This window comes from Pseudomonas sp. SWI44, from assembly GCF_002947915.1.
Taxonomy (GTDB): domain Bacteria; phylum Pseudomonadota; class Gammaproteobacteria; order Pseudomonadales; family Pseudomonadaceae; genus Aquipseudomonas; species Aquipseudomonas taiwanensis.
Window position 1 is genome coordinate 3,534,767 of sequence record NZ_CP026674.1, and the last position, 19,814, is coordinate 3,554,580.

General features: G+C 61.3%; 21 protein-coding genes and 1 tRNA gene. 16 read left to right on the plus strand and 6 right to left on the minus strand.

Annotated elements, in window-relative coordinates:
* The first annotated feature begins 275 nt into the window (after window positions 1–275).
* The 11 genes from C4Q26_RS16625 (at window position 276) to C4Q26_RS16680 (ending at window position 10,331) form a co-directional block, all read left to right on the plus strand.
* On the plus strand, window positions 276–782 hold the full coding sequence (locus C4Q26_RS16625) for a disulfide bond formation protein B (protein ID WP_023382261.1): 507 nt from the start codon (window positions 276–278) through the stop codon (window positions 780–782).
* 560 nt (window positions 783–1,342) lie between these two features.
* Window positions 1,343–2,287: a ubiquinol oxidase subunit II gene (gene cyoA / locus C4Q26_RS16635; RefSeq protein ID WP_023382260.1), complete on the plus strand. Its 945-nt coding sequence runs from the start codon at window positions 1,343–1,345 to the stop codon at window positions 2,285–2,287.
* A gap of 3 nt (window positions 2,288–2,290) precedes the next feature.
* Complete coding sequence (gene cyoB, locus C4Q26_RS16640) at window positions 2,291–4,309, plus strand: cytochrome o ubiquinol oxidase subunit I (RefSeq protein ID WP_023382259.1); 2,019 nt, start codon at window positions 2,291–2,293, stop codon at window positions 4,307–4,309.
* A 3-nt stretch (window positions 4,310–4,312) separates the two neighbouring features.
* Window positions 4,313–4,936 (plus strand): cytochrome o ubiquinol oxidase subunit III, encoded by a 624-nt coding sequence (cyoC, locus tag C4Q26_RS16645; protein WP_027906615.1) that lies wholly within the window; start codon window positions 4,313–4,315, stop codon window positions 4,934–4,936.
* Window positions 4,936–5,268 (plus strand): cytochrome o ubiquinol oxidase subunit IV, encoded by a 333-nt coding sequence (cyoD, locus tag C4Q26_RS16650; protein WP_023382257.1) that lies wholly within the window; start codon window positions 4,936–4,938, stop codon window positions 5,266–5,268. Before cyoC ends, cyoD begins: the two co-directional genes overlap by 1 nt.
* A gap of 11 nt (window positions 5,269–5,279) precedes the next feature.
* Window positions 5,280–6,167, plus strand: a complete 888-nt coding sequence (cyoE, locus tag C4Q26_RS16655) for a heme o synthase (RefSeq protein ID WP_023382256.1) — start codon at window positions 5,280–5,282, stop codon at window positions 6,165–6,167.
* A 313-nt stretch (window positions 6,168–6,480) separates the two neighbouring features.
* On the plus strand, window positions 6,481–7,689 hold the full coding sequence (gene alaC / locus C4Q26_RS16660) for an alanine transaminase (protein ID WP_023382255.1): 1,209 nt from the start codon (window positions 6,481–6,483) through the stop codon (window positions 7,687–7,689).
* Between the two features lie 150 nt (window positions 7,690–7,839).
* Window positions 7,840–8,223 (plus strand): YkgJ family cysteine cluster protein, encoded by a 384-nt coding sequence (locus C4Q26_RS16665; RefSeq protein WP_023382254.1) that lies wholly within the window; start codon window positions 7,840–7,842, stop codon window positions 8,221–8,223.
* A gap of 543 nt (window positions 8,224–8,766) precedes the next feature.
* The gene (locus tag C4Q26_RS16670) at window positions 8,767–9,330 is read left to right on the plus strand and encodes a GNAT family N-acetyltransferase (RefSeq protein WP_023382253.1); all 564 of its coding nucleotides are present in this window, start codon (window positions 8,767–8,769) and stop codon (window positions 9,328–9,330) included.
* A 53-nt stretch (window positions 9,331–9,383) separates the two neighbouring features.
* Window positions 9,384–9,923, plus strand: a complete 540-nt coding sequence (locus C4Q26_RS16675) for a hypothetical protein (protein WP_104883335.1) — start codon at window positions 9,384–9,386, stop codon at window positions 9,921–9,923.
* Window positions 9,924–9,944: 21 nt separating this feature from the next.
* The gene (locus C4Q26_RS16680; RefSeq protein WP_104884053.1) at window positions 9,945–10,331 is read left to right on the plus strand and encodes a lysozyme inhibitor LprI family protein; all 387 of its coding nucleotides are present in this window, start codon (window positions 9,945–9,947) and stop codon (window positions 10,329–10,331) included.
* A gap of 105 nt (window positions 10,332–10,436) precedes the next feature.
* On the opposite strand, the gene mnmH is transcribed toward C4Q26_RS16680, so the two are convergent.
* Together mnmH and selD are read right to left on the minus strand one after the other, a co-directional pair.
* Window positions 10,437–11,534 carry a tRNA 2-selenouridine(34) synthase MnmH gene (gene mnmH / locus C4Q26_RS16685; RefSeq protein ID WP_023382250.1) on the minus strand — a complete coding sequence of 366 codons (1,098 nt, stop codon included), beginning with the start codon at window positions 11,532–11,534 and terminating at the stop codon, window positions 10,437–10,439.
* A complete protein-coding gene (gene selD / locus C4Q26_RS16690) occupies window positions 11,534–12,568 on the minus strand; it encodes a selenide, water dikinase SelD (protein ID WP_104883336.1) in 1,035 nt (344 codons plus the stop codon). Before selD ends, mnmH begins: the two co-directional genes overlap by 1 nt.
* Before the next feature lie 128 nt (window positions 12,569–12,696).
* Here selD and C4Q26_RS16695 point away from each other — a divergent pair, with 128 nt between their 5' ends.
* The 4 genes from C4Q26_RS16695 to phnE are packed head-to-tail and all read left to right on the plus strand — an operon-like array spanning window position 12,697 to window position 15,927.
* Window positions 12,697–13,551 carry a putative selenate ABC transporter substrate-binding protein gene (locus tag C4Q26_RS16695; RefSeq protein WP_023382248.1) on the plus strand — a complete coding sequence of 285 codons (855 nt, stop codon included), beginning with the start codon at window positions 12,697–12,699 and terminating at the stop codon, window positions 13,549–13,551.
* A complete protein-coding gene (locus tag C4Q26_RS16700) occupies window positions 13,548–14,342 on the plus strand; it encodes a phosphonate ABC transporter ATP-binding protein (protein WP_104883337.1) in 795 nt (264 codons plus the stop codon). Before C4Q26_RS16695 ends, C4Q26_RS16700 begins: the two co-directional genes overlap by 4 nt.
* Window positions 14,336–15,163 (plus strand): ABC transporter permease, encoded by an 828-nt coding sequence (locus tag C4Q26_RS16705; protein WP_023382246.1) that lies wholly within the window; start codon window positions 14,336–14,338, stop codon window positions 15,161–15,163. The genes C4Q26_RS16700 and C4Q26_RS16705 overlap by 7 nt, the downstream gene beginning before the upstream one ends.
* The gene (gene phnE / locus C4Q26_RS16710; RefSeq protein ID WP_023382245.1) at window positions 15,160–15,927 is read left to right on the plus strand and encodes a phosphonate ABC transporter, permease protein PhnE; all 768 of its coding nucleotides are present in this window, start codon (window positions 15,160–15,162) and stop codon (window positions 15,925–15,927) included. The genes C4Q26_RS16705 and phnE overlap by 4 nt, the downstream gene beginning before the upstream one ends.
* A gap of 45 nt (window positions 15,928–15,972) precedes the next feature.
* Here phnE and C4Q26_RS16715 read toward each other — a convergent pair whose 3' ends face one another.
* From C4Q26_RS16715 to C4Q26_RS16730, 4 genes are all read right to left on the minus strand, one after another.
* On the minus strand, window positions 15,973–16,860 hold the full coding sequence (locus C4Q26_RS16715; RefSeq protein ID WP_023382244.1) for a bestrophin family protein: 888 nt from the start codon (window positions 16,858–16,860) through the stop codon (window positions 15,973–15,975).
* A gap of 183 nt (window positions 16,861–17,043) precedes the next feature.
* A complete protein-coding gene (locus C4Q26_RS16720) occupies window positions 17,044–17,523 on the minus strand; it encodes a GNAT family N-acetyltransferase (protein ID WP_023382242.1) in 480 nt (159 codons plus the stop codon).
* Between the two features lie 84 nt (window positions 17,524–17,607).
* Window positions 17,608–18,261 (minus strand): trypsin-like peptidase domain-containing protein, encoded by a 654-nt coding sequence (locus tag C4Q26_RS16725; protein ID WP_027906609.1) that lies wholly within the window; start codon window positions 18,259–18,261, stop codon window positions 17,608–17,610.
* Between the two features lie 306 nt (window positions 18,262–18,567).
* Window positions 18,568–18,652 (minus strand) — tRNA-Leu (locus C4Q26_RS16730).
* Between the two features lie 107 nt (window positions 18,653–18,759).
* On the opposite strand from C4Q26_RS16730, the gene queA reads away from it, so the two are divergent.
* Window positions 18,760–19,809, plus strand: a complete 1,050-nt coding sequence (gene queA / locus C4Q26_RS16735; protein ID WP_023382224.1) for a tRNA preQ1(34) S-adenosylmethionine ribosyltransferase-isomerase QueA — start codon at window positions 18,760–18,762, stop codon at window positions 19,807–19,809.
* The last annotated feature ends 5 nt before the right edge of the window (window positions 19,810–19,814 follow it).

A 19,814-nucleotide genomic window follows, 5' to 3' on the forward strand; every position in this document is an offset into this window, starting at 1 on the left:
GATGAATCAGCATTGACCATCTTTCACCTTTAATCCTCCTTTAATCACTGTATCCTTCACTCCCGGGTGTCGAGGGGCTTGTCCCTGCGCGGCACCTGGGTAGCTTTTTTGCTGGCCGACGTTGAACCGACGCCGCAACAACAGGTCTCAGCCATCTCTGGATAGTGCAGCGCTGCCATGCCTCGTCCTCGACATGCTCAAAGGTCAAACCGGCGTGTAGACTTGCGCAAGGCAGGCGAATCACACGCTGCCACTCTCCATCGAAGGAATCGGCAATGAACGAACAAACATCGCGCCTTAATCGGGAACGGCGCTTTCTGGTGCTGCTGGGGGTGATCTGCCTCTCCCTGATTGGCGGCGCGCTCTACATGCAAGTGGTGCTCGGTGAGGCGCCTTGCCCGTTGTGCATCCTGCAGCGCTACGCATTGCTGTTGATTGCCGTGTTCGCGTTCATCGCCGCAGCCATGCCGGGACGTCGCAGCCTGACCTTCTTCGAGGCATTGGTGGTGCTCAGCGCGATTGGCGGAATCGTTGCGGCGGGCAACCATGTGTATATACTCGCCAACCCGATGGTCAGTTGCGGCATCGATACCCTGCAGCCGATCGTCGATGACCTGCCGTTGGCCAAGCTGTGGCCGCTGGCGTTTCAGGTCGACGGCTTCTGTAGCACGCCGTACCCGCCGATCCTCGGTTTGTCGCTGGCGCAATGGGCGCTGGTTGCATTCGTCCTTACCACCGTTCTGGTACCGCTGGGGATCTACCGCAACCGGCGTGGGGCTTAGACAAAAGTCCCGATTTCCGCGTGGTCTTTTACGCCGCGTGAGAAGAGCGAAAAGTCACCTCCCGCATGATCCAGGTCAATCTCAAAGCCTTGCAGAATGCGGGTTCCAGGGCTATCAAGCGGGGTGCGACAAACTGTCGCGAAGTTGATTTTTTCAGGGTCATTGTTGCGGATTCTGTAAAAGACTGTTGCTCAATAAGTCATAGTCAAGGGTAAGCGACCTATCTACAATCGCCCCCAATTTCCGTTCGGCACTGCTTGCGAGTCGCAGGATTGAAGGAAGCCGCAGCGCTCCTTTTTGCTGACTTCGTCAAGTTTCGCCCAACGGCGATACCGGGCGGACCCCCCTCCGCGTTTTCCCGCACCAAACGGACTTGGTCTGAAGTACAGGCCTGTTGCCTACGAAACCATAAGCACCGCTAACCCGCTTGACGCCAAGGTTCCTGCAGTCGGACCCCGGGCAGGAGCGAGTACGGGCGCGAAATGCCGCACTTGGCAGGACGAAGTGTTGGCTACCAAAACACAAATTGCATTGAAGCAAGCTGATCTAGAGGTCGTGAGATGAGTAAAAAGCGTTACCCCAGACTGTTTGGCATATTGCCCTTTTTAGGCATGCTTTTACTCAGTGGGTGCAACTGGACCCTGCTCGACCCGAAAGGTCAGGTCGGCATTGAGCAAAAGAACCTTATCCTTATCGCTACCGGCCTGATGCTGCTGGTGGTGATTCCGGTCATCATCATGACCGTGGTTTTCGCCTGGAAGTACCGCGCTTCCAACAAGGCCGCCACCTACACCCCTGACTGGTCGCACTCGACCAAGATCGAGGCCGCGGTGTGGATCATCCCGATCCTGATCATCATCGCCCTGGGCTGGTTCACCTACCACTCCACCCACAAGCTGGACCCGTACCGTCCACTGGATTCCGATGTGAAGCCGGTGCAGATCGACGTGGTCGCGCTGGACTGGAAATGGCTGTTCATCTACCCGGAGCAAGGTATCGCCACGGTCAACAAGATCGTCTTCCCGGCTAACACCCCGGTCAACTTCCGCGTCACCTCCGACGCCGTGATGAACTCGTTCTTCATCCCGGGCCTGGGCGGCCAGATCTACGCCATGGCCGGTATGACCACCAAGCTGCACCTGATCGCCAACGAAAACGGCGAGTTCGACGGTATCAGCGCCAACTACAGCGGCGCTGGCTTCACCGGCATGAAATTCAAGGCCACTGCAACCTCCCAGGAAGACTTCGACAAGTGGGTCGCCGAGGTCAAGCAGTCGCCGAAGAAGCTGGACAAGGCCGAATACGAAGCCTTGGCCAAACCAAGCGAAAACAACCCAGTCGCGCTGTACAGCGAGGCCTCGCCTGACCAGTTCCAGATCATCGTCGACAAGTACGAAGGCATGAACCGCGGTCGTCCGAGCCACGAAGAAGCAGGCAGCAAAGATCTGGCCACTACCAAGGGTGTGGAATCGAGTATGCAACCAGCTGCCGGTGCAGAGGAGTAAGAGATGTTCGGTAAATTAAGCCTGGAGGCGATACCCTATCACGAGCCGATAGTCATGGTGACACTCGCCATTATCGCGCTCGGTGGTATCGCTTTGGTCGGTGCTATCACCTACTTCCGCAAGTGGACCTACTTGTGGACTGAGTGGCTGACCACGGTCGACCACAAGAAAATCGGGGTGATGTACATCATCGTCGCGATGGTCATGCTGCTGCGCGGCTTCGCCGACGCCATCATGATGCGTACCCAGCTGGCCGCCGCCACCGGTGGCTCCGAAGGCTACCTGCCGCCTGAACACTATGACCAGATCTTCACCGCTCACGGTGTGATCATGATCATCTTCATGGCGATGCCGTTCTTCACCGGCCTGATGAACCTTGCCGTTCCTCTGCAAATCGGTGCACGTGACGTTGCCTTCCCGTTCCTGAACTCCCTGAGCTTCTACCTGCTGCTGGCAGGCGTGCTGTTGGTCAACATTTCGCTGGGCGTTGGTGAATTCGCCAAGACCGGCTGGGTTGCCTATCCGCCGCTCGCGGGCATTCAGTACAGCCCTGGGGTGGGTGTCGACTACTACATCTGGGCGCTACAGCTCTCAGGCTTGGGTACGACACTGACAGGCGTGAACTTCCTCGTCACCGTGATGAAGATGCGCGCCCCTGGCATGAAGCTGATGGACATGCCGATCTTCACCTGGACCTGCACCTGGGCCAACGTGCTGATCGTGGCTTCGTTCCCGATCCTGACCGCTGCACTCGCGCTGCTGACTGTTGACCGTTATCTGGACTTCCACATCTTCACCAACGAGCTTGGTGGGAACCCGATGATGTACGTCAACCTGTTCTGGGCGTGGGGTCACCCTGAGGTTTACATCCTGATCCTGCCGGCCTTCGGTGTGTTCTCGGAAGTGACCTCGACCTTCGCTGGCAAGCGTCTGTTCGGCCACCACTCGATGATCTACGCATCGGGCGCAATCGCCGTTCTGGGCTTCGCTGTATGGCTGCACCACTTCTTCACCATGGGTGCAGGCGCTAGCGTCAACACCTTCTTCGGTCTGGCGACGATGCTGATCTCCATTCCGACCGGTGTGAAACTGTTCAACTGGCTGTTCACCATCTACCAGGGCCGTCTGCGCTTCACCGCGCCGATCATGTGGACCCTGGGCTTCATGATCACCTTCTCCATCGGTGGCATGACTGGCGTTCTGCTGGCTGTTCCGGGTGCTGACTTCGTGCTGCACAACAGCCTGTTCGTAATCGCTCACTTCCACAACGTGATCATCGGTGGTGCGGTATTCGGCTATATCGCCGGCTTCGCCTACTGGTTCCCGAAAGCCTTCGGTTTCACCCTGAACGAGAAGTGGGGCAAAGCTGCCTTCTGGTTCTGGATCTCGGGCTTCTACGTAGCGTTCATGCCTCTGTATGCCTTGGGCTTCATGGGTATGACCCGTCGTCTGAACCACTCCGACAACCCACTGTGGGAACCCTACCTGTACGTTGCCGTCGTCGGCGCCGTGCTGATCCTGTTCGGTATCGCTTGCCAGCTGATCCAACTCTACGTTTCGGTCCGCGACCGCAACCAGAACCTGGACGTGACCGGCGACCCGTGGGGCGGTCGTACCCTGGAATGGTCGACTTCGTCGCCACCTCCGTTCTACAACTTCGCCCACATGCCTGAGAAGGTTGGCCTGGATGCCTGGCACGAAGCCAAGGAAGCCGGTGTCGCCTACAAGGCTCCGGCCAAGTACGAAGCGATCCACATGCCGAGCAACACCTCTACCGGTTTGTTCATGGGCCTGTTCCTGACCGTCTTCGGCTTCGCCTTCATCTGGCACATCTGGTGGCTGGTTGGCGCGAGCCTGGTTGCAACCATCGCTGTCTTCGTTCGCCACGCTGCGCGTGACGACCAGGGCTACATGGTTCCGGCCGAAGAAGTGGCGCGCATCGAAGGCGAGCGCATGAAAGCGCTGGCCAAAGCAGGTGCTCTGCCTGCCGGCGCACGTGTCGAATCGTTTGAGCGGGTGTAATCAATGTCCAGTCAAGTAATGCACGGTGCTGCTCATGGTCACGACCATGGGCATGACGACCACCACCACGACTCGGGCCAGATGACCGTCCTCGGTTTCTGGCTGTACCTGATGACCGACTGCATCCTGTTTGCGTCGCTCTTCGCCACCTACGCGGTGCTGTCCGGCAGTTTTGCCGGCGGCCCGTCGGGTCATGACATCTTCCAGCTCGATTTCGTAGCTGTTGAAACCGCCTTCCTGCTGCTGTCGTCGATCACCTTCGGCTTCGCCATGCTGCAGATGTTCAAAGGCAACAAGGGCGGCGTGCTGGGCTGGTTGGCCATCACCTTCCTGTTCGGTGCTGGCTTCATCGCGATGGAAATCTATGAGTTCCATCACCTGATCAACGAAGGCTACGGCCCGAACCGCAGCGGTTTCCTGTCGGCGTTCTTCGCGCTGGTAGGTACCCACGGTCTGCACGTAACCGCCGGCCTGATCTGGATGGCTGTTCTGATGTATCAGATCAGCACCAAGGGCATCACGCCGACCGCCAAGACCCGCATGAGCTGCCTGAGCCTGTTCTGGCACTTCCTGGACGTGGTCTGGATCTGCGTATTCACCGTCGTCTACCTGCTGGGGGTTCTGTAATGGCTAACGCACACGACACTCATCACGAAGGTAACCACGGTAGCGTCAAGTCCTACATGATCGGCTTCGTGCTGTCGATCATCCTGACTGCGATTCCGTTCGGCCTGGTGATGTTCCCAAGCCTGCCGAAGAACCTGACCGTTCTGGTTGTTGTGGCCATGGCCGTCATCCAGGTAGTAGTGCACCTCGTGTACTTCCTGCACATGGACCGCTCGAAAGAGCAGCGTTCCAACGTGTCGACGTTCCTGTTCACCACTCTGGTTATTGCACTGCTGGTCGGCCTGTCGCTGTGGATCATGTTCAACATCCACATCGAAATGATGGCCAAGTGAGGTAAGACTGCATGTCCGTGAAGCACTTTATCCAAATCACCAAACCGGGGATCATTTTCGGTAACGTGCTTTCCGTGGCAGGCGGTTTCTTCCTTGCCGCGAAGGGCCATGTGGATTTCGCCCTGTTCCTGGCGGTGGTGGTAGGGACTTCTCTGGTGGTGGCGTCCGGTTGCGTGTTCAACAACTGCATCGACCGCGACATCGACCAGAAGATGGAACGCACCAAGAACCGTGTCATGGTTCAGGGCGGCATGCCGCTGCCCCTCGCGCTGGCCTATGCCACCCTGCTTGGGGTGGCTGGCTTCAGCTTGCTGTATGTACAGGCCAACCCGCTGTCGGCGTTCTGTGCGCTGATCGGTTTCATCGTCTACGTCGGTTTCTACAGCCTGTGGCTGAAGCGCAAATCGGTGCACGGCACCTTGGTCGGCAGCCTTTCGGGTGCCATGCCTCCGGTGATCGGCTACTGCGCCGTGAGCAACAACTTCGACCTGGCTGCAGTGACCCTGCTGGTGATGTTCAGCCTGTGGCAGATGCCACACAGCTTCGCGATCGCCATCTTCCGCTTCAAGGACTACAGCGCTGCCAACATTCCGGTCTTGCCGGTGGCTCGCGGTATCCTGGCGGCGAAGAAGCAGATCGTGCTGTACGTGCTGGCCTTCGTGCTCGCAACCCTGATGCTTACCCTCGGCGGTTACGCCGGCCTCGGCTACCTGGCCGTGGCAGCAGCCATGGGCCTGTACTGGCTCTATATGGCATGGGGTGGCTACAAGGCCGAGGACGACAACAAGTGGGCTCGCAAGGTATTCGGTTTCTCCATCCTCACCGTCACTGCGCTTAGCGTGATGATGTCGGTGGACAGCCAGACCGCTGCGGACGTACTGATGACCTACGCACGCTGATTCAGACGCCTGTTTCACGAAGACCCCGGCCATGTGCCGGGGTTTTTCATGGGCGTCTTCCTGTGCAGCCCCGTTCGCCGGTGAGCTCGTTCCGAGGCATGTGGTTGATCCTGTAGGGGCGGGTTGGTCGGCGAAAGGGCTGCTCGTCAAACCACAAACTTGAAATATTCAATAAAATCGTCTGAAAAGGTCTAACAAAACAGGAAATTATCATTTACAGATAACCTGTATCGGCATTATCTTCTGATTCAGGCCGCCGCAGCGGCCAGCGTCGCTCGGACGGTTCCGGGCGCTTACGTTCTCAGAGGAAACCATGGCCAATCCAGGTTCGCCGCGCCGCTTCGCGCGCATCGATCGTCTCCCCCCTTACGTCTTCAACATCACTGCCGAGCTCAAGATGGCGGCCCGTCGCCGTGGCGAGGACATCATCGACCTGAGCATGGGCAACCCCGACGGGGCCACGCCGCCGCACATCGTCGAGAAGCTGGTTCAGGTCGCACAGCGAGAAGACACCCATGGCTATTCCACCTCGCGCGGTATACCGCGCCTGCGTCGTGCGATCTCCAACTGGTACAAGGATCGCTACGAGGTCGACATCGACCCGGAAAGCGAAGCCATCGTCACCATCGGTTCGAAAGAAGGCCTGGCGCACCTGATGCTTGGCACCCTCGACCATGGCGACACGGTGCTGGTGCCCAACCCGAGCTACCCGATTCACATCTATGGCGCGGTCATCGCCGGCGCGCAGGTGCGTTCTGTGCCGCTGGTGCCGGGTGTGGACTTTTTCAACGAGCTCGAGCGAGCGATTCGCGAGTCGATTCCCAAACCGAAGATGATGATCCTTGGGTTTCCCTCCAACCCTACCGCGCAATGCGTGGAGCTGGACTTCTTCGAACGCGTGGTGGCGTTGGCCAAGCAGTACGACGTGCTGGTAGTGCACGATCTGGCCTACGCCGACATCGTCTACGATGGCTGGAAAGCGCCGTCGATCATGCAGGTTCCGGGGGCCAAGGACATTGCGGTGGAGTTCTTCACCCTGTCCAAGAGCTACAACATGGCCGGCTGGCGTATCGGTTTCATGGTCGGCAACCCGGAGCTGGTCAGCGCCCTGGCGCGGATCAAGAGCTACCACGACTACGGTACCTTCACCCCGCTGCAGGTGGCCGCGATTGCTGCACTTGAGGGCGACCAGCAATGCGTGCGTGATATCGCCGAGCAGTACCGCCAGCGGCGCAACCTGCTGGTCAAGGGGCTGCACGAGCTGGGCTGGATGGTCGAGAACCCCAAGGCGTCGATGTATGTCTGGGCGAAGATCCCGGAGCAGTACGCACACCTGGGTTCGCTGGAGTTTTCCAAGAAGCTGCTGGCCGAGGCCAAGGTTTGTGTGTCGCCGGGGATTGGCTTCGGGGACTATGGCGATGACCATGTGCGCTTTGCCCTGATCGAGAACCAGGACCGGATTCGCCAGGCGATTCGCGGCATTCGCCAGATGTTCCGAGCTGACGGCCTGGCCCGTAAATAGCACACGGGCAGGGGCTGTGAAGCGGCCCCTGCCATTGCCGGATCAACGGCAAACTATTTTTGCATTACCCCTCTTCTCAGCCGACCTGGCTTCGATTACAAATGGCGCGCGGGCCAACCCCGATAACAACAACCTTCCCTCCGTGCCATCATGTCCGAATACAACCCTTGCCTTGACTGCGGCGCCTGCTGCGGGTATTTCCGTGTGTCCTTTTTCTGGGGCGAATGCCAGTCTGCCGGCGGCCTTGTGCCGGATGACCTGGTGGTGCAAATCAACCCGACGCGTGTTGCCATGATCGGCACCGACGCCAAGCCTTGCCGCTGCGTGAGCCTGCAGGGCGAGATTGGCAAGGAAGTCGCGTGCACCATCTACGCCAACCGTTCCAGCCCATGCCGCGAGTTCGAGGCGTCTTGGGAGGGTGGGGTGCATAATCCAAGTTGCGACGATGCGCGGGCGTTCTATGGCCTGCCTCCGTTGACGCCACCAGAGGCCAACGAGCCGCATTGGCCGGATGATGGGGCCGAGGTGGCCTGAAGCGTCAGCTGTAAGAAGGTTCTGAATCTGAAACCGAATGCTTCAGTAGGGCAGGGGGCGGTGCGCGTGCAGACTTCGGTCTGGCCGTGTCGCGACCTGTACGTCATCCAGCCCGGCATCCGGCTCGACCACGCCTTCGATGAGCTGCCGGTGGTGCTGGGCTTGAGGCGTGTTCGCCGATAGAGCTGCAGCGTTCTTGAGATCGAGCGCCGCCCGCGCGGCGCATCGCGAGCAAGGCTCGCTCCTACGTCTGTTTCGGGCCAATGAGTCCTGCGGGATTTGCACGCGAACGCCTGGCTGCATAGCGCGATACCGTGCCGTACAAACAATGCGGTCGCGCGCGCCTGTCACTGGCGTTACTGGCCCGAAACAGACGTAGGAGCGAGCCTTGCTCGCGATGCACCGCGCGGGCGGCGCTCGGTTTCAGCACCACCGCAAACGCCAGACATGCACCCGCCGCCCACTCCAAACCCAAGCCATACCCCCACCCACCCCACATGACGTTAAACTGTCATCTCCCCAGCCATGGACAGGAGATCCGGCGTGACCCCACCCCGCAGTTTCCCCAGTGACCTCTGCCTCGACAGCCCGCGCCTGCAGTTGCGCCCGATGCGCCACGCCGACGCTGCACAATGGCTGAAGATCATGGCCGACCCCGAGGTCATGCGTTACTGGCACCACGCACCCTGGCAAGACCTTGCCGAAGCCCAGAGCGCACTGGCCGCCGACCGCGAAGCGTACGCCAATGGCGACCAGCTCAAGCTGGGCATGTATCGCCGTGACAACGGCGAACTGATCGGCATGGTGCAGCTGTTCAATATCGATGACGTCTCCCGCCGTGGCGAAATCGGCTATTGCCTGGCCAGCGCCGTGCAGGGCAGGGGCTACATGGATGAAGCGCTGACCTGCTTCATCGATTACCTCGCCCACACCTTGCACATGCGCCGCCTTGAAGCGGAAATCGACCCGCGCAACAGCGGTTCGGCCCGTACCCTGGAACGCCAGGGATTCGTATTGGAAGGCACGCTGCGAGCACGCTGGTGCGTGGCGGGCGAGCTGTCCGACTCGGGGATATACGGTCTGTTACTTGAGCCGCCTGTCGTCTGACCGCCCGGTGCTGTATGGTCGGCAATCTCGACGATTGAGCACGGAGCCGCCGTTTGCCAGCTTTCTACCTCACCTTGAGTCTCGCCTTGTACCTGCTCTGCCTGGCGTTCGATGGCGCCCTGATGGGCGCTGATCGGCACATGCCAGCACTGCAGATGCTGCTTTACGGGCCCTGGGGCGTGCCCTTCGGGTTGTTCCAGTGGTTCGCCAATCCGCTGCTGGCATTGGCATTCCTGAGCCATCGGCGCTTCCGACGGCTGGCCCTGGGGCTGGGTTTGGGGGCGCTGTACCTCGCCGCCAGCAGCTTCGGCATTGAACGCCTGCCCGATAACATCAGCTATGAGTTCCATGAGCGAACCGGCTTTGGTGCGGGCTTCGACCTGTGGCTGGCGGCAATCGTCGTGTTCTGTGCCGGCCAGGCCTGGCAGTGTTGGAAGGCCCGCAGCCGTGACGATGTGCCAGGTTGGAACTGGCTGGATGTGGCATTGATTGCGGCGCTTGGGGTGACCTTTTATGCCGCCACGCAGATGCCATCGTTGCGCTTCGAGCCTGGCAAGGTGCTGATGCCGCCGGAGCAGCCGCGGGCATTCTGATGCTCGCCAGGAGGGACGATGATGATCAGACATTTTTTGATAGGCCTTGCAGTGGCCGGTTTGCTGCCGCAGGCATGGGCCGAGGAAAACTCGCAGGGCTATGGCCAGTGCATGGACAAGGCGGCCAGTACGGCGGCAATGAGTGCATGCATTCAACAGGAGACCGCGCTGCAGGACCAGCGGTTGAACCGGGTCTACAAGCGGCTGATGGCCAAGCTCGATGCCGGTCAGCAGAAGCGTCTGCGGGAGGTGCAGCGCCAGTGGATCGCTTATCGCGACGGCAACTGCCAGTTCCATGTGCAGGCCAGTGGCGGGACCATGGCTCTGCATGAAGGTGGAATGTGCATGCTGGACATGACTCGGGAGCGGGCGGGGGAGCTGGATCGGGTGCTCAGCCCTGGGCAGTGATGTGGGGGCTCCGTCACGCTCGCCGGCAAGTCGACTCCTGGCGCAGTCCTCGCCGGAGCCGGCTTGCCGGCGATGGTGTCAGTGCGCAAGTCGCGCAGCCATCCTTTATCGCTTGCGCGCCTTCAGGTACTCACGCACCTCGCGTGCATCGCCGGCAAACTCGATGCGTTCGGCCTTGGCCTCGCGCTGGTAGGCGTACATCGGGTCGTAGTACTCGTTGAGCAAGCCCTCGATCCAACCCCGGTGCAGGTCCACCGCGCCGCAGCGCTGCTGTTCGTCCAGCGCCTGGCGCATGATCTCGGACAAGCGCTGGAAACGCTCGCCGCCCAGGCGCTTGTGGATATTGCTCATGCTTTGCAGCATGCGCTCGGCGAACAGTCGTTGACCAAGCTCCTCGCCGTGCAGTGCGATGAATTCGGCGCTCAGGTTGACCACGTAATCGCGCAAGATGCGCTCCACGCGGTTCTCGAAGCTGTCCTCCAACCACACCATCGGATATTGCTGCATGCCCTGGTACAACTCCAGCGGCACCGAGCAACTGCCGACAATACGGCCTTCATCCTCGAGCACGAACTGGTCGATGCCGCGAGCGCGCTTCTTCAGTACGTCGATGGCCAGGCGGTTCTCGAAGTCGATCTGCGAAGGCTGTGCGGTGGCACGCTTGCCGAAACTGGATCCGCGATGGTTGGCATGGCCTTCCAGGTCGAGCACGTTGCTCAGCTGGTGCAAGACATCGGTCTTGCCTGTGCCGGTCAGGCCGCCCACCAGTACGAAATCGCATTGCGCCACCGCCTGCAGGGTGGTTTCCAGCAGGAACGTGCGCATGGCTTTGTAGCCACCCTTGATGCGTGGGTAGTCAATGCCGGCCTCGTCACGCAGCCACTGCTGGACGATCAGCGAGCGTAGGCCGCCGCGGGCGCAGTACAGGTATCCGTCGGGGTGGGCCTTGGCAAAGCTGGCCCAGGCATGCAGGCGCTCGCGCTTGGTAGTGCCGCTGACCAGTTGGTGGCCCAGGGTGATGGCGGCGGCCTGGCCCTGTTGCTTGTAGCAGGTGCCAACCTTCTGCCGTTCCTGATCGGTCATCAGCGGCAGGTTGACGGAGCCCGGGAAGGCCCCCTTGGCAAACTCGATGGGCGCGCGCATGTCCATCATGGGCGCGTCGTCGAGGAACAGCTGGCGAAAATCGGTGCAGTCGGGGCGCATCAGATCACCTCGACCGCGTGGCTCTGTCGCTCGACCAGCGCGCCGATCGGCGCGAGCTTCAGGCCAAGCGCTGCAGCTACGTCGAGAAACTCCGCTTCACCCTCTGGAGTAACGGCTACCAACAGGCCGCCGCTGGTCTGCGGGTCGCACAGCAGGTGCTTCTGCTCGTCGCTCAAGGCGCCGATCTTGTGGCCATAGCTGTCGAAGTTACGCAGGGTGCCTCCTGGGATGCAGCCCTCGGCCAGGTAGTGGTCGACACTGGGCAGACGCGGTACGGCTGTGTAGTTCAGGTGCGCGGTCAGGCCACTGCCTTCGGCCAGTTCCACCAAATGGCCGAGCAGGCCGAAACCGGTCACGTCGGTCATGGCCTTGACGCCGCCAAGCTTGCCAAAGCGGCTGCCGGGGGTGTTGAGGGTGCACATCCAGTCACGGGCCAGGCCGTGGTCCTGTTCGCGCAGCTTGGCTTTCTTCTCGGCGGTGGTGAGGATGCCGATGCCCAAGGGTTTGGTCAGGTACAGACGGCAGCCCACGGTAGCGGTGTCGTTGCGCTTGAGGTGATGCTTGCTGACCACGCCGGTGACGGCCAGGCCGAAGATCGGTTCCGGGGCGTCGATGGAGTGGCCACCTGCCAATGGAATGCCTGCTTCGGCGCACACGGCGCGCCCGCCACGGATCACCTCGCGAGCCACTTCCGGTGGCAGTACGTTGACCGGCCAGCCAAGAATGGCGATGGCCATCAAGGGGTCGCCGCCCATGGCGTAGATGTCGCTGATCGCATTGGTGGCGGCGATGCGGCCGAAATCGTACGGGTCATCGACGATGGGCATGAAGAAGTCGGTGGTCGAGACCACGCCACGTTCATCGTCCAGTGCGTAGACGGCGGCATCGTCGCGGGAGGCATTGCCCACCCAGAGCTTCGGGTCGAGGGCCTGTGCACCGCTTTCGGCGAGGATCACGTCCAGCACCTTGGGAGAGATCTTGCAGCCACAGCCGGCACCGTGGCTGTATTGGGTCAGGCGAATCGGCTCGCTCATATGCACCTCGTGCGCTCAATGATGTTGCGCGATTGTAGCAAAGCTGGTCTTTGTGCCATGGACTCTTATACTTGCCACGGTCGGCGCGGATGCCGGCCCTTTCCCCGCTATTGAACCGGAGAACCCCAATGCTCAAACGCCCTCTGGCCCTTGCAGCCGGACTTGCGCTGTCTTGCTGCGCCGTCATCGCCCAGGCTGCCGATACCCTGCGAGTCAGTGCCATCCCAGACGAAGCGCCAACCGAACTGCTGCGCAAGTTCAAGCCGCTGGGGGAATATCTGTCCAAGCAGCTGGGCATGGACGTGAAGTTCGTGCCGGTGGCCGATTACCCGGCAGTGGTCGAATCGCTGGCGTCCGACCGCTTGGACCTGGCCTGGCTGGGAGGCTTCACCTTCGTCCAGGTGCACCTGAAGGACCCCAAAGCCACGCCATTGGTACAACGTGAACAGGACGCGCAATTCACCTCGAAGTTCATCACTGCCAATCCGGACGTCAAGAGCCTGGCCGACCTGAAGGGCAAGTCCTTCGCCTTCGGTTCGATCTCGTCCACTTCCGGTAGCTTGATGCCGCGTTACTTCATGCTCAAGGAAGACAACATCAAGCCGGAGAGCTACTTCAGCCGCGTGGCCTACTCCGGTGCGCACGACGCGACGGTTGCCTGGGTTCAGGCCGGCAAGGTCGATGGTGGCGTGCTCAATGCCAGCGTATGGCAGAAGCTGGTCGATGCCGGCAAGGTCGACACCAGCAAGGTCAAGGTGTTCGCCACTACCCCGGCCTATTACGACTACAACTGGACCGTGCGCGGCAACATGGATCCGCAGCTGAAGGAAAAGATCAAGAAGGCCTTCCTCGACCTCGACCCGGCCAACCCGGAGCACAAGGCGATCCTCGACCTGCAGGCCGCCAGCCGCTTCATCGAGACCCAGCCTGAGAACTATGCAGGCACCGAGCAAGCGGCACGTGAGGCCGGCCTGCTCAAGTGACTATCCATCTTCACAACGTCGACCTGCGACACGGCCAGGTTCGTGCCTTGAATGCCGTCAACCTGCGGATCGAGCAGGGTGAACGGGTTGCGATCATCGGTCCTTCAGGGGCTGGCAAATCCAGCCTGTTGCACCTGATGGCGACGGCCATCGAGCCCAGTGCCGGCCGCCTGGAGGTGTTTGGCGAACAACCCTGGAGCCTGTCCGCAGGGGCTCGTCAGCGTTTGCGCACGAGGGTGGGGCTGGTGCATCAGGCACCGCCCTTGCCGCCGCGCCAGCGAGTGGTAACGGCGGTGCTGGCCGGCCGACTCGGACGGTGGGGCACCCTGCGTGGCTTGCTCAACCTGCTTTACCCAAGCGACGTGCCGGGGGCGCGTCAGGCGCTGGCCGAGCTGGGGCTGGCCGATAAACTGTTCGTGCAGTGCGGGCAGTTGTCTGGCGGCCAGTTGCAGCGGGTCGGCATCGCCCGGGCGCTTTACCAGCAGCCTGAACTGTTGCTGACCGACGAGCCGGTGTCGGCCATGGACCCCGTGTTGGCCGATCACAGCCTGGCCTTGCTCAACCGCCACGCCATGACCGATGGCGTGACCCTGGTGGCGAGCCTGCATGCCGTGGACCTGGCTCTGGCGCATTTCCCTCGGGTGGTAGGCATCCGTGATGGCCAGGTGGCGTTCGATTGCCCCGCGGCGGCGGTCAGCGAAGCACGCCTGGATGCGCTGTATGCCAACGAGCAACTGGCGTCGCCTCCCACGACCAGCCCGACGTTGACGGTACAGATTCCACGATGCTGAAATCCGATGTCCGCGACCCGGCGCTGCTGCCGCGCTTATTGCTGAGCCTGATTGCCGTGGCCCTGTTGTGGCCCGGTTTGCAGTTGAGCGAGCTCGATCCTGGTGTGTTGCTGCAGGCAGAGAACCGGCAGCAGATCGCCAGTTTCACCCGCGCGTTCTGGCCGCCAGCCCATGACCCCGAGTTCCTGGCGCTGTTGTATCAGTCGACGTTGCAGACCCTGGCCGTGGCCACTGCCGGTATGGCCCTGGCGCTGCTGCTGGCGGTGCCGGCCAGCCTGATGGCCAGCCGCGCCCTGTCGTTGCGCGCAGCCTCCAGGGGCGGTAGGGCAGGGCTGTGGTCGCGGTTGCTGCGCATGCCCGTGCGCGGCCTGCTGATCTTCCTGCGCAGTGTGCCGGAGATCGTCTGGGCGCTGCTGTTCGTGCGCGCCGTGGGGCTGGGGCCGACAGCCGGGGTACTGGCCATCGCCATTACCTACAGCGGTATGCTCGGCAAGGTCTACGCAGAGATCTTCGAGTCGGTCGACCAGCGCCCGGCCCATGCGTTGCTGCAGGCCGGCAGTGGCCGACTGACCGCATTCTTCTACGGCATTCTGCCCACGGCTGGAGCCGAGGTCGTGTCCTACACCGTATACCGCTGGGAGTGCGCGGTGCGCGCTTCGGTGGTGATGGGCTTCGTCGGCGCCGGTGGGCTTGGCCAGCAGATAGACCTCTCGATGCGCATGTTCGCCGGTGCTGAAGTGGCAAGCATGCTGCTGGCGTTTCTGGTGCTGGTATTTCTGGCCGACCAACTCAGCCGCTTCCTGCGGGGGAGGTTGGCATGAACCGGGTGATCAACCTGCTGGTGGTCGCTGTCATCATCGCGGCGGTGGTGGCGTCTTTCGCATACCTTGAGCTGGATCTTCATGCGGTGGTCGGCAACGGTGGCCTGGGGCAGATGGGTGAGTATGCCGGGCGGTTCCTGCGGCCTGACCTGACTGGCGAGCACCTGCGCGCAGTGGGGCGTGGTGCCCTGGAAACCCTGGCCATGTCCGGGATGGGCACCCTGCTTGCAATGGGCTTGGGGATGCTGCTGGCATTGCCTGCGGCAGGGCGTTTCGGCTGGCTGCTACAGGCTGCCGCGCGCCTGCTGCTGAACGCCCTGCGGGCCATACCTGAACTGGTATGGGCTGCGTTGACGGTGCTGGCTGCCGGGCTTGGGCCGAATGCCGGTACCCTGGCGCTGGCACTGCATACCGCCGGGGTATTGGGGCGTCTGTTCGCCGAAGCGTTGGAGAATGCGTCACCGGAACCGGCGGCGGCCATTCGTTTGCAAGGTGGTAGCCAGCTGGCTGCGTTCTGTTTCGGGACGTTGCCCAACCTCTGGCCTCAGCTGCTGGCCTACAGTTTGTACCGCTGGGAAAACAACATCCGCATGGCCAGCGTGCTGGGTTTCGTCGGCGCGGGGGGATTGGGGCAGATGCTTTACACCACCTTGAGCCTGTTCCAGGAAGCGCAGGCCAGTACGGTGATCATTGCCATGCTGGTGCTGGTGCTGCTGGTCGATGCGTTGAGTGATCTGTTGCGCCAGCGGTTCGTGCGCGCCTGATAGAGGGACCGGCCGCTTTGCGGCCCCCCGCTGGCAAGCCGGCGCCTACACCCGTTCCCCGCGCTGCGCCTCGCGCTGCATCGATTCCAGGTTCCGCTCGATCGTTTCGCAGATGGTGTCCATCTGGATTTGGTGCTCGCTGAACTTGAACGGGCTCTGCAAGTCGGTGCCGATACGCTCGATGGCCAGCAACATGAACCCCACTACCGTCGACGCCAGGGGCGTGAACCACCCCAGCGATTCCACCAGCCCGATTGGCACGATCAGGCAGAACAAGGTGATGAACAGCCGTGGGAAATACACATAGGGGTAGGGCAGGGGCGTGTTGGCGATTCGTTCCATGCCGCCCTGGGCATTGGAGAGGTCCACCAGGGTGGACTCCAGCCGCGCCAGACGGATGCTGTCCAGGCGGCCAGCCTGGTATTCCCTGGCCAACAGGGTTGCCGAACCGCTGAGAATATCGTTGGCGAAATTGTTGGAACGGTTGCGCCGCTCGAACTCGTCCAAGGGGATGAACGCCATCAGTTCATCCGGGCAGGCCTCGCCCTTCAAGTGTGCCGCCAGGCAGTTGACGTAGGCGATGTGCCTGCGCAGCAGGGTTGCCTTGGCCGGGTTCAGGCCCTCCGTGGGGTCATCGATCAAAGTCAGCGTCTGCCGGGCAAAGCTGCGAGAGCTGTTCACCAACGCGCCCCAGAGTGTCCTGGCCTCCCACCAGCGGTTATAGGCACTGCTGTTGCGAAAACTCACCAGCACCACCAGCGCCGAACCCAGCAGGGTCAGCGGGATCAGTGGCAGGGTGAACTTGCTGTTGAAGAACAGCATGAAGTCGATGGTGACCAGCACATCCCAGATCAGCAGCCAGAACAGCGACCAACCGATGTAACCGAAAGTCTTCACCACCAGGCGGTACTGGCGGGCGATGAGGTTCTTCACACGCGCTACCTCGAAACGTGGGCGATGCAGGTTCGGACGTCGAGGAGAAGGGAAGGTTCGCTGTAACGGGACCAAGGGTTTTAGGCGCTGTATGAAAAGCCTTGCTACTCGGTGAGGCTGCGTTGAAAACAGCCTGACCTTCGTCTCAAGACTTTTCACGCAGAGCCTGGCAAAGGTGAAGGGTCAACCTATCACTTGCTTCATTTGCACCAGCGCCACCCGCTTGCCATCCGGGGTGTGCCGTTCTTCGATTGCGAAGGGCGCGAAACCAAGCGATGGATAAAGCAGCAGGCCCGCGGTGTTGTGGTTGAAGCACGACACCCACACCTCCCGCGCCGCGAATTGTTCGCGGGCCAGATCGACCATGCGTTGCACCAGATAGCGCGCCACCCCTCGGCCACGCGCCGCCGGCGCCACGACGACATTGCCCAATGCGCAAACCCCGCCCCTTTCTGCCTTGTAGAAGTTGGCGAAGCCCAGAACCACGCCCTCGCCCTCGACCACCGTCGAGCCACTGCGCTGGGCGATGGCGTCGCTCAACTGAGCAGGTGTCAGCGGGTAGCTGGCCTTGGGGAACATGTAGAACAGTTCGTCCGGACCTTGGGGGAAACAGCAGATGACGGGTATATCGGCGGTTTGCGCGGGGCGATGTGTCAGGAGCATGGGGCAGCGTTCCTTACTGATGATTGCTCATGGTCCGTCATCTTCCATCGGTGGCGCCGATCGGACAAGCTGCCCCTGAACGCTTTAGCCCCCTGGGTTGGCGGTTGCCACATAGCCCTTGATGGCTGGCGGCGTCGCGCGAGGATTGGCCTTGCGCGCCTGCAGGTACTGGAAACGTCGCCATTCCTTGGCAATTTCGCTATAAGACATGAACACACTGACGCGCTCACGCCCGGCCAGGTCCGGCCGGCTCTGCGCGTCGATCTGCTTCGTGGGGATGAACGCGACGCTGATACCCACCACCTTGCCGTCTCCAGCAAACACCGGGCCGCCAGACATGCCCTTGACCATCGGCCCGTCGTGTACCGAATAAAACACACTGCCTGGCGTACCTTCCAGGCGTACCAGCGATGGCAGGGCATGACCGGTGCCCTGAACGGGGACCATGAAGCTGTTGAAACCTACCGCCGTGACCGACTCGCCCGGCACATACTGGCGCCAGGTGGGAACCTGCGCCGCCTTGTGCTTGAAGAACACCACGTCGCCGAGGCCTTCGTGGACCACGTTGCGCAGGAAGGGCGTGTGTTTGGCGGTTACCGCATAGTCTTCATTCCACTGAATGGCCGAGGCCATCAGCAGCATCGGCAGTGGAGCACCTGAGGTGACCACGAAAGCCTGGTCGTAGACGGGATCTGAGACGTAGGAGGTTGGCATTCCATTGCACCCACTGAGCAGCATCATTGCAGCCAGGCAGGGCGCGGTTTTTTTCATGGCACACACAGAGGTGGAAAAACGGGAGCGCAACTATGGCCAGATGACATCATTCGATCAATGCTTTCTGCGTATATCCGACGAATAACATCCTAAGTAGAGGCTTGGCTGCTGGCCAATAGAATCCAGGCATGGCTGCAGGCGGCACAGTCGTTGGCGTGGCGCCAATTAATGGCGTGTCATTGGCAGGTTCGGTGCGGTAGCAAGGGTACAGGGCAGGAGCTTGGTTACAGGCACAAAAAAACCGACCATAAGGTCGGTTTTCTTCGGATTTGGTGCCCCGAGGGAGACTCGAACTCCCACTCCTTTCGAAAACGGATTTTGAATCCGCCGCGTCTACCAATTCCGCCATCAGGGCGTGTGGCGCGCAGTATAGAGAGGTGTCTTGGGTCGGTCAATCGTGTTTCATAGTCAATTTTCACACATTGGGCTAAACTTTGCGGCCCTGTCGAACCGAACACCATCATGCGCGTCGCCGATTTTTCTTTCGAACTCCCCGATTCCCTGATCGCTCGTCATCCGCTGGCCGAGCGCCATGGTAGCCGTCTGCTGGTCCTCGATGGACCTAGCGGGGCGCTGGCGCACAAGCAGTTCCCCGATCTGCTCGACTACCTGCGCCCTGGCGACCTCATGGTATTCAACAATACCCGGGTGATCCCGGCGCGGCTGTTTGGCCAGAAGGCTTCCGGCGGCAAGCTGGAGGTGCTGGTAGAACGGGTGCTCGACAGCCACCGGGTTCTGGCCCATGTGCGCTCCAGCAAGGCGCCAAAGGCCGGCTCGCTGATCCTCATCGACGGTGGTGGCGAGGCCGAGATGGTCGCGCGCCACGAAACGCTGTTCGAACTGCGCTTCACCGAAGAGGTGCTGCCGTTGCTTGAGCGGGTAGGGCACATGCCGTTGCCGCCCTACATCGACCGCCCGGACGAAGGCGCCGACCGTGAACGCTACCAGACTGTGTATGCCGAGCGTGCGGGCGCGGTAGCGGCACCCACTGCCGGGCTGCACTTCGACGAAGCGTTGTTGGAAAAAATCGCCGCCAAAGGCGTGGAACGGGCCTTCGTCACCCTGCACGTGGGGGCGGGCACCTTCCAGCCAGTGCGGGTCGACAAGATCGAAGACCACCACATGCACAAAGAGTGGCTTGAGGTGAGCCAGGAGGTGGTCGATGCCATCGATGCCTGCCGTGCGCGCGGTGGCCGAGTGGTGGCGGTCGGTACTACCAGCGTACGTTCGCTGGAAAGCGCGGCCCGCGATGGTGTGCTCAAGGCTTTCAGCGGCGACACCGATATCTTCATCTACCCAGGCCGTCCCTTCCATGTGGTCGACGCCCTGGTCACCAATTTCCACTTGCCGGAGTCCACGCTGCTGATGCTGGTCTCGGCCTTCGCCGGTTACCCCGAAACCATGGCCGCCTACGCGGCGGCGGTCGAGCAGGGGTACCGCTTCTTCAGTTACGGTGATGCCATGTTCATCACCCGCAATCCGGCGCCACGCGGCCCAGAGGATCAAGCATGAGTCGC

Excerpts from the sequence above, each read along its gene's own strand:
- C4Q26_RS16625 (WP_023382261.1), top strand. The coding sequence starts at position 276 with ATGAACGAACAAACATCGCGCCTTAATCGGGAACGGCGCTTTCTGGTG.
- cyoA (WP_023382260.1), top strand. The coding sequence starts at position 1,343 with ATGAGTAAAAAGCGTTACCCCAGACTGTTTGGCATATTGCCCTTTTTA.
- cyoB (WP_023382259.1), top strand. The coding sequence starts at position 2,291 with ATGTTCGGTAAATTAAGCCTGGAGGCGATACCCTATCACGAGCCGATA.
- cyoC (WP_027906615.1), top strand. The coding sequence starts at position 4,313 with ATGTCCAGTCAAGTAATGCACGGTGCTGCTCATGGTCACGACCATGGG.
- cyoD (WP_023382257.1), top strand. The coding sequence starts at position 4,936 with ATGGCTAACGCACACGACACTCATCACGAAGGTAACCACGGTAGCGTC.
- cyoE (WP_023382256.1), top strand. The coding sequence starts at position 5,280 with ATGTCCGTGAAGCACTTTATCCAAATCACCAAACCGGGGATCATTTTC.
- alaC (WP_023382255.1), top strand. The coding sequence starts at position 6,481 with ATGGCCAATCCAGGTTCGCCGCGCCGCTTCGCGCGCATCGATCGTCTC.
- C4Q26_RS16665 (WP_023382254.1), top strand. The coding sequence starts at position 7,840 with ATGTCCGAATACAACCCTTGCCTTGACTGCGGCGCCTGCTGCGGGTAT.
- C4Q26_RS16680 (WP_104884053.1), top strand. The coding sequence starts at position 9,945 with ATGATCAGACATTTTTTGATAGGCCTTGCAGTGGCCGGTTTGCTGCCG.
- mnmH (WP_023382250.1), bottom strand. The coding sequence starts at position 11,534 with ATGCGCCCCGACTGCACCGATTTTCGCCAGCTGTTCCTCGACGACGCG.
- selD (WP_104883336.1), bottom strand. The coding sequence starts at position 12,568 with ATGAGCGAGCCGATTCGCCTGACCCAATACAGCCACGGTGCCGGCTGT.
- C4Q26_RS16695 (WP_023382248.1), top strand. The coding sequence starts at position 12,697 with ATGCTCAAACGCCCTCTGGCCCTTGCAGCCGGACTTGCGCTGTCTTGC.
- C4Q26_RS16705 (WP_023382246.1), top strand. The coding sequence starts at position 14,336 with ATGCTGAAATCCGATGTCCGCGACCCGGCGCTGCTGCCGCGCTTATTG.
- phnE (WP_023382245.1), top strand. The coding sequence starts at position 15,160 with ATGAACCGGGTGATCAACCTGCTGGTGGTCGCTGTCATCATCGCGGCG.
- C4Q26_RS16720 (WP_023382242.1), bottom strand. The coding sequence starts at position 17,523 with ATGCTCCTGACACATCGCCCCGCGCAAACCGCCGATATACCCGTCATC.
- C4Q26_RS16725 (WP_027906609.1), bottom strand. The coding sequence starts at position 18,261 with ATGCTGCTCAGTGGGTGCAATGGAATGCCAACCTCCTACGTCTCAGAT.
- queA (WP_023382224.1), top strand. The coding sequence starts at position 18,760 with ATGCGCGTCGCCGATTTTTCTTTCGAACTCCCCGATTCCCTGATCGCT.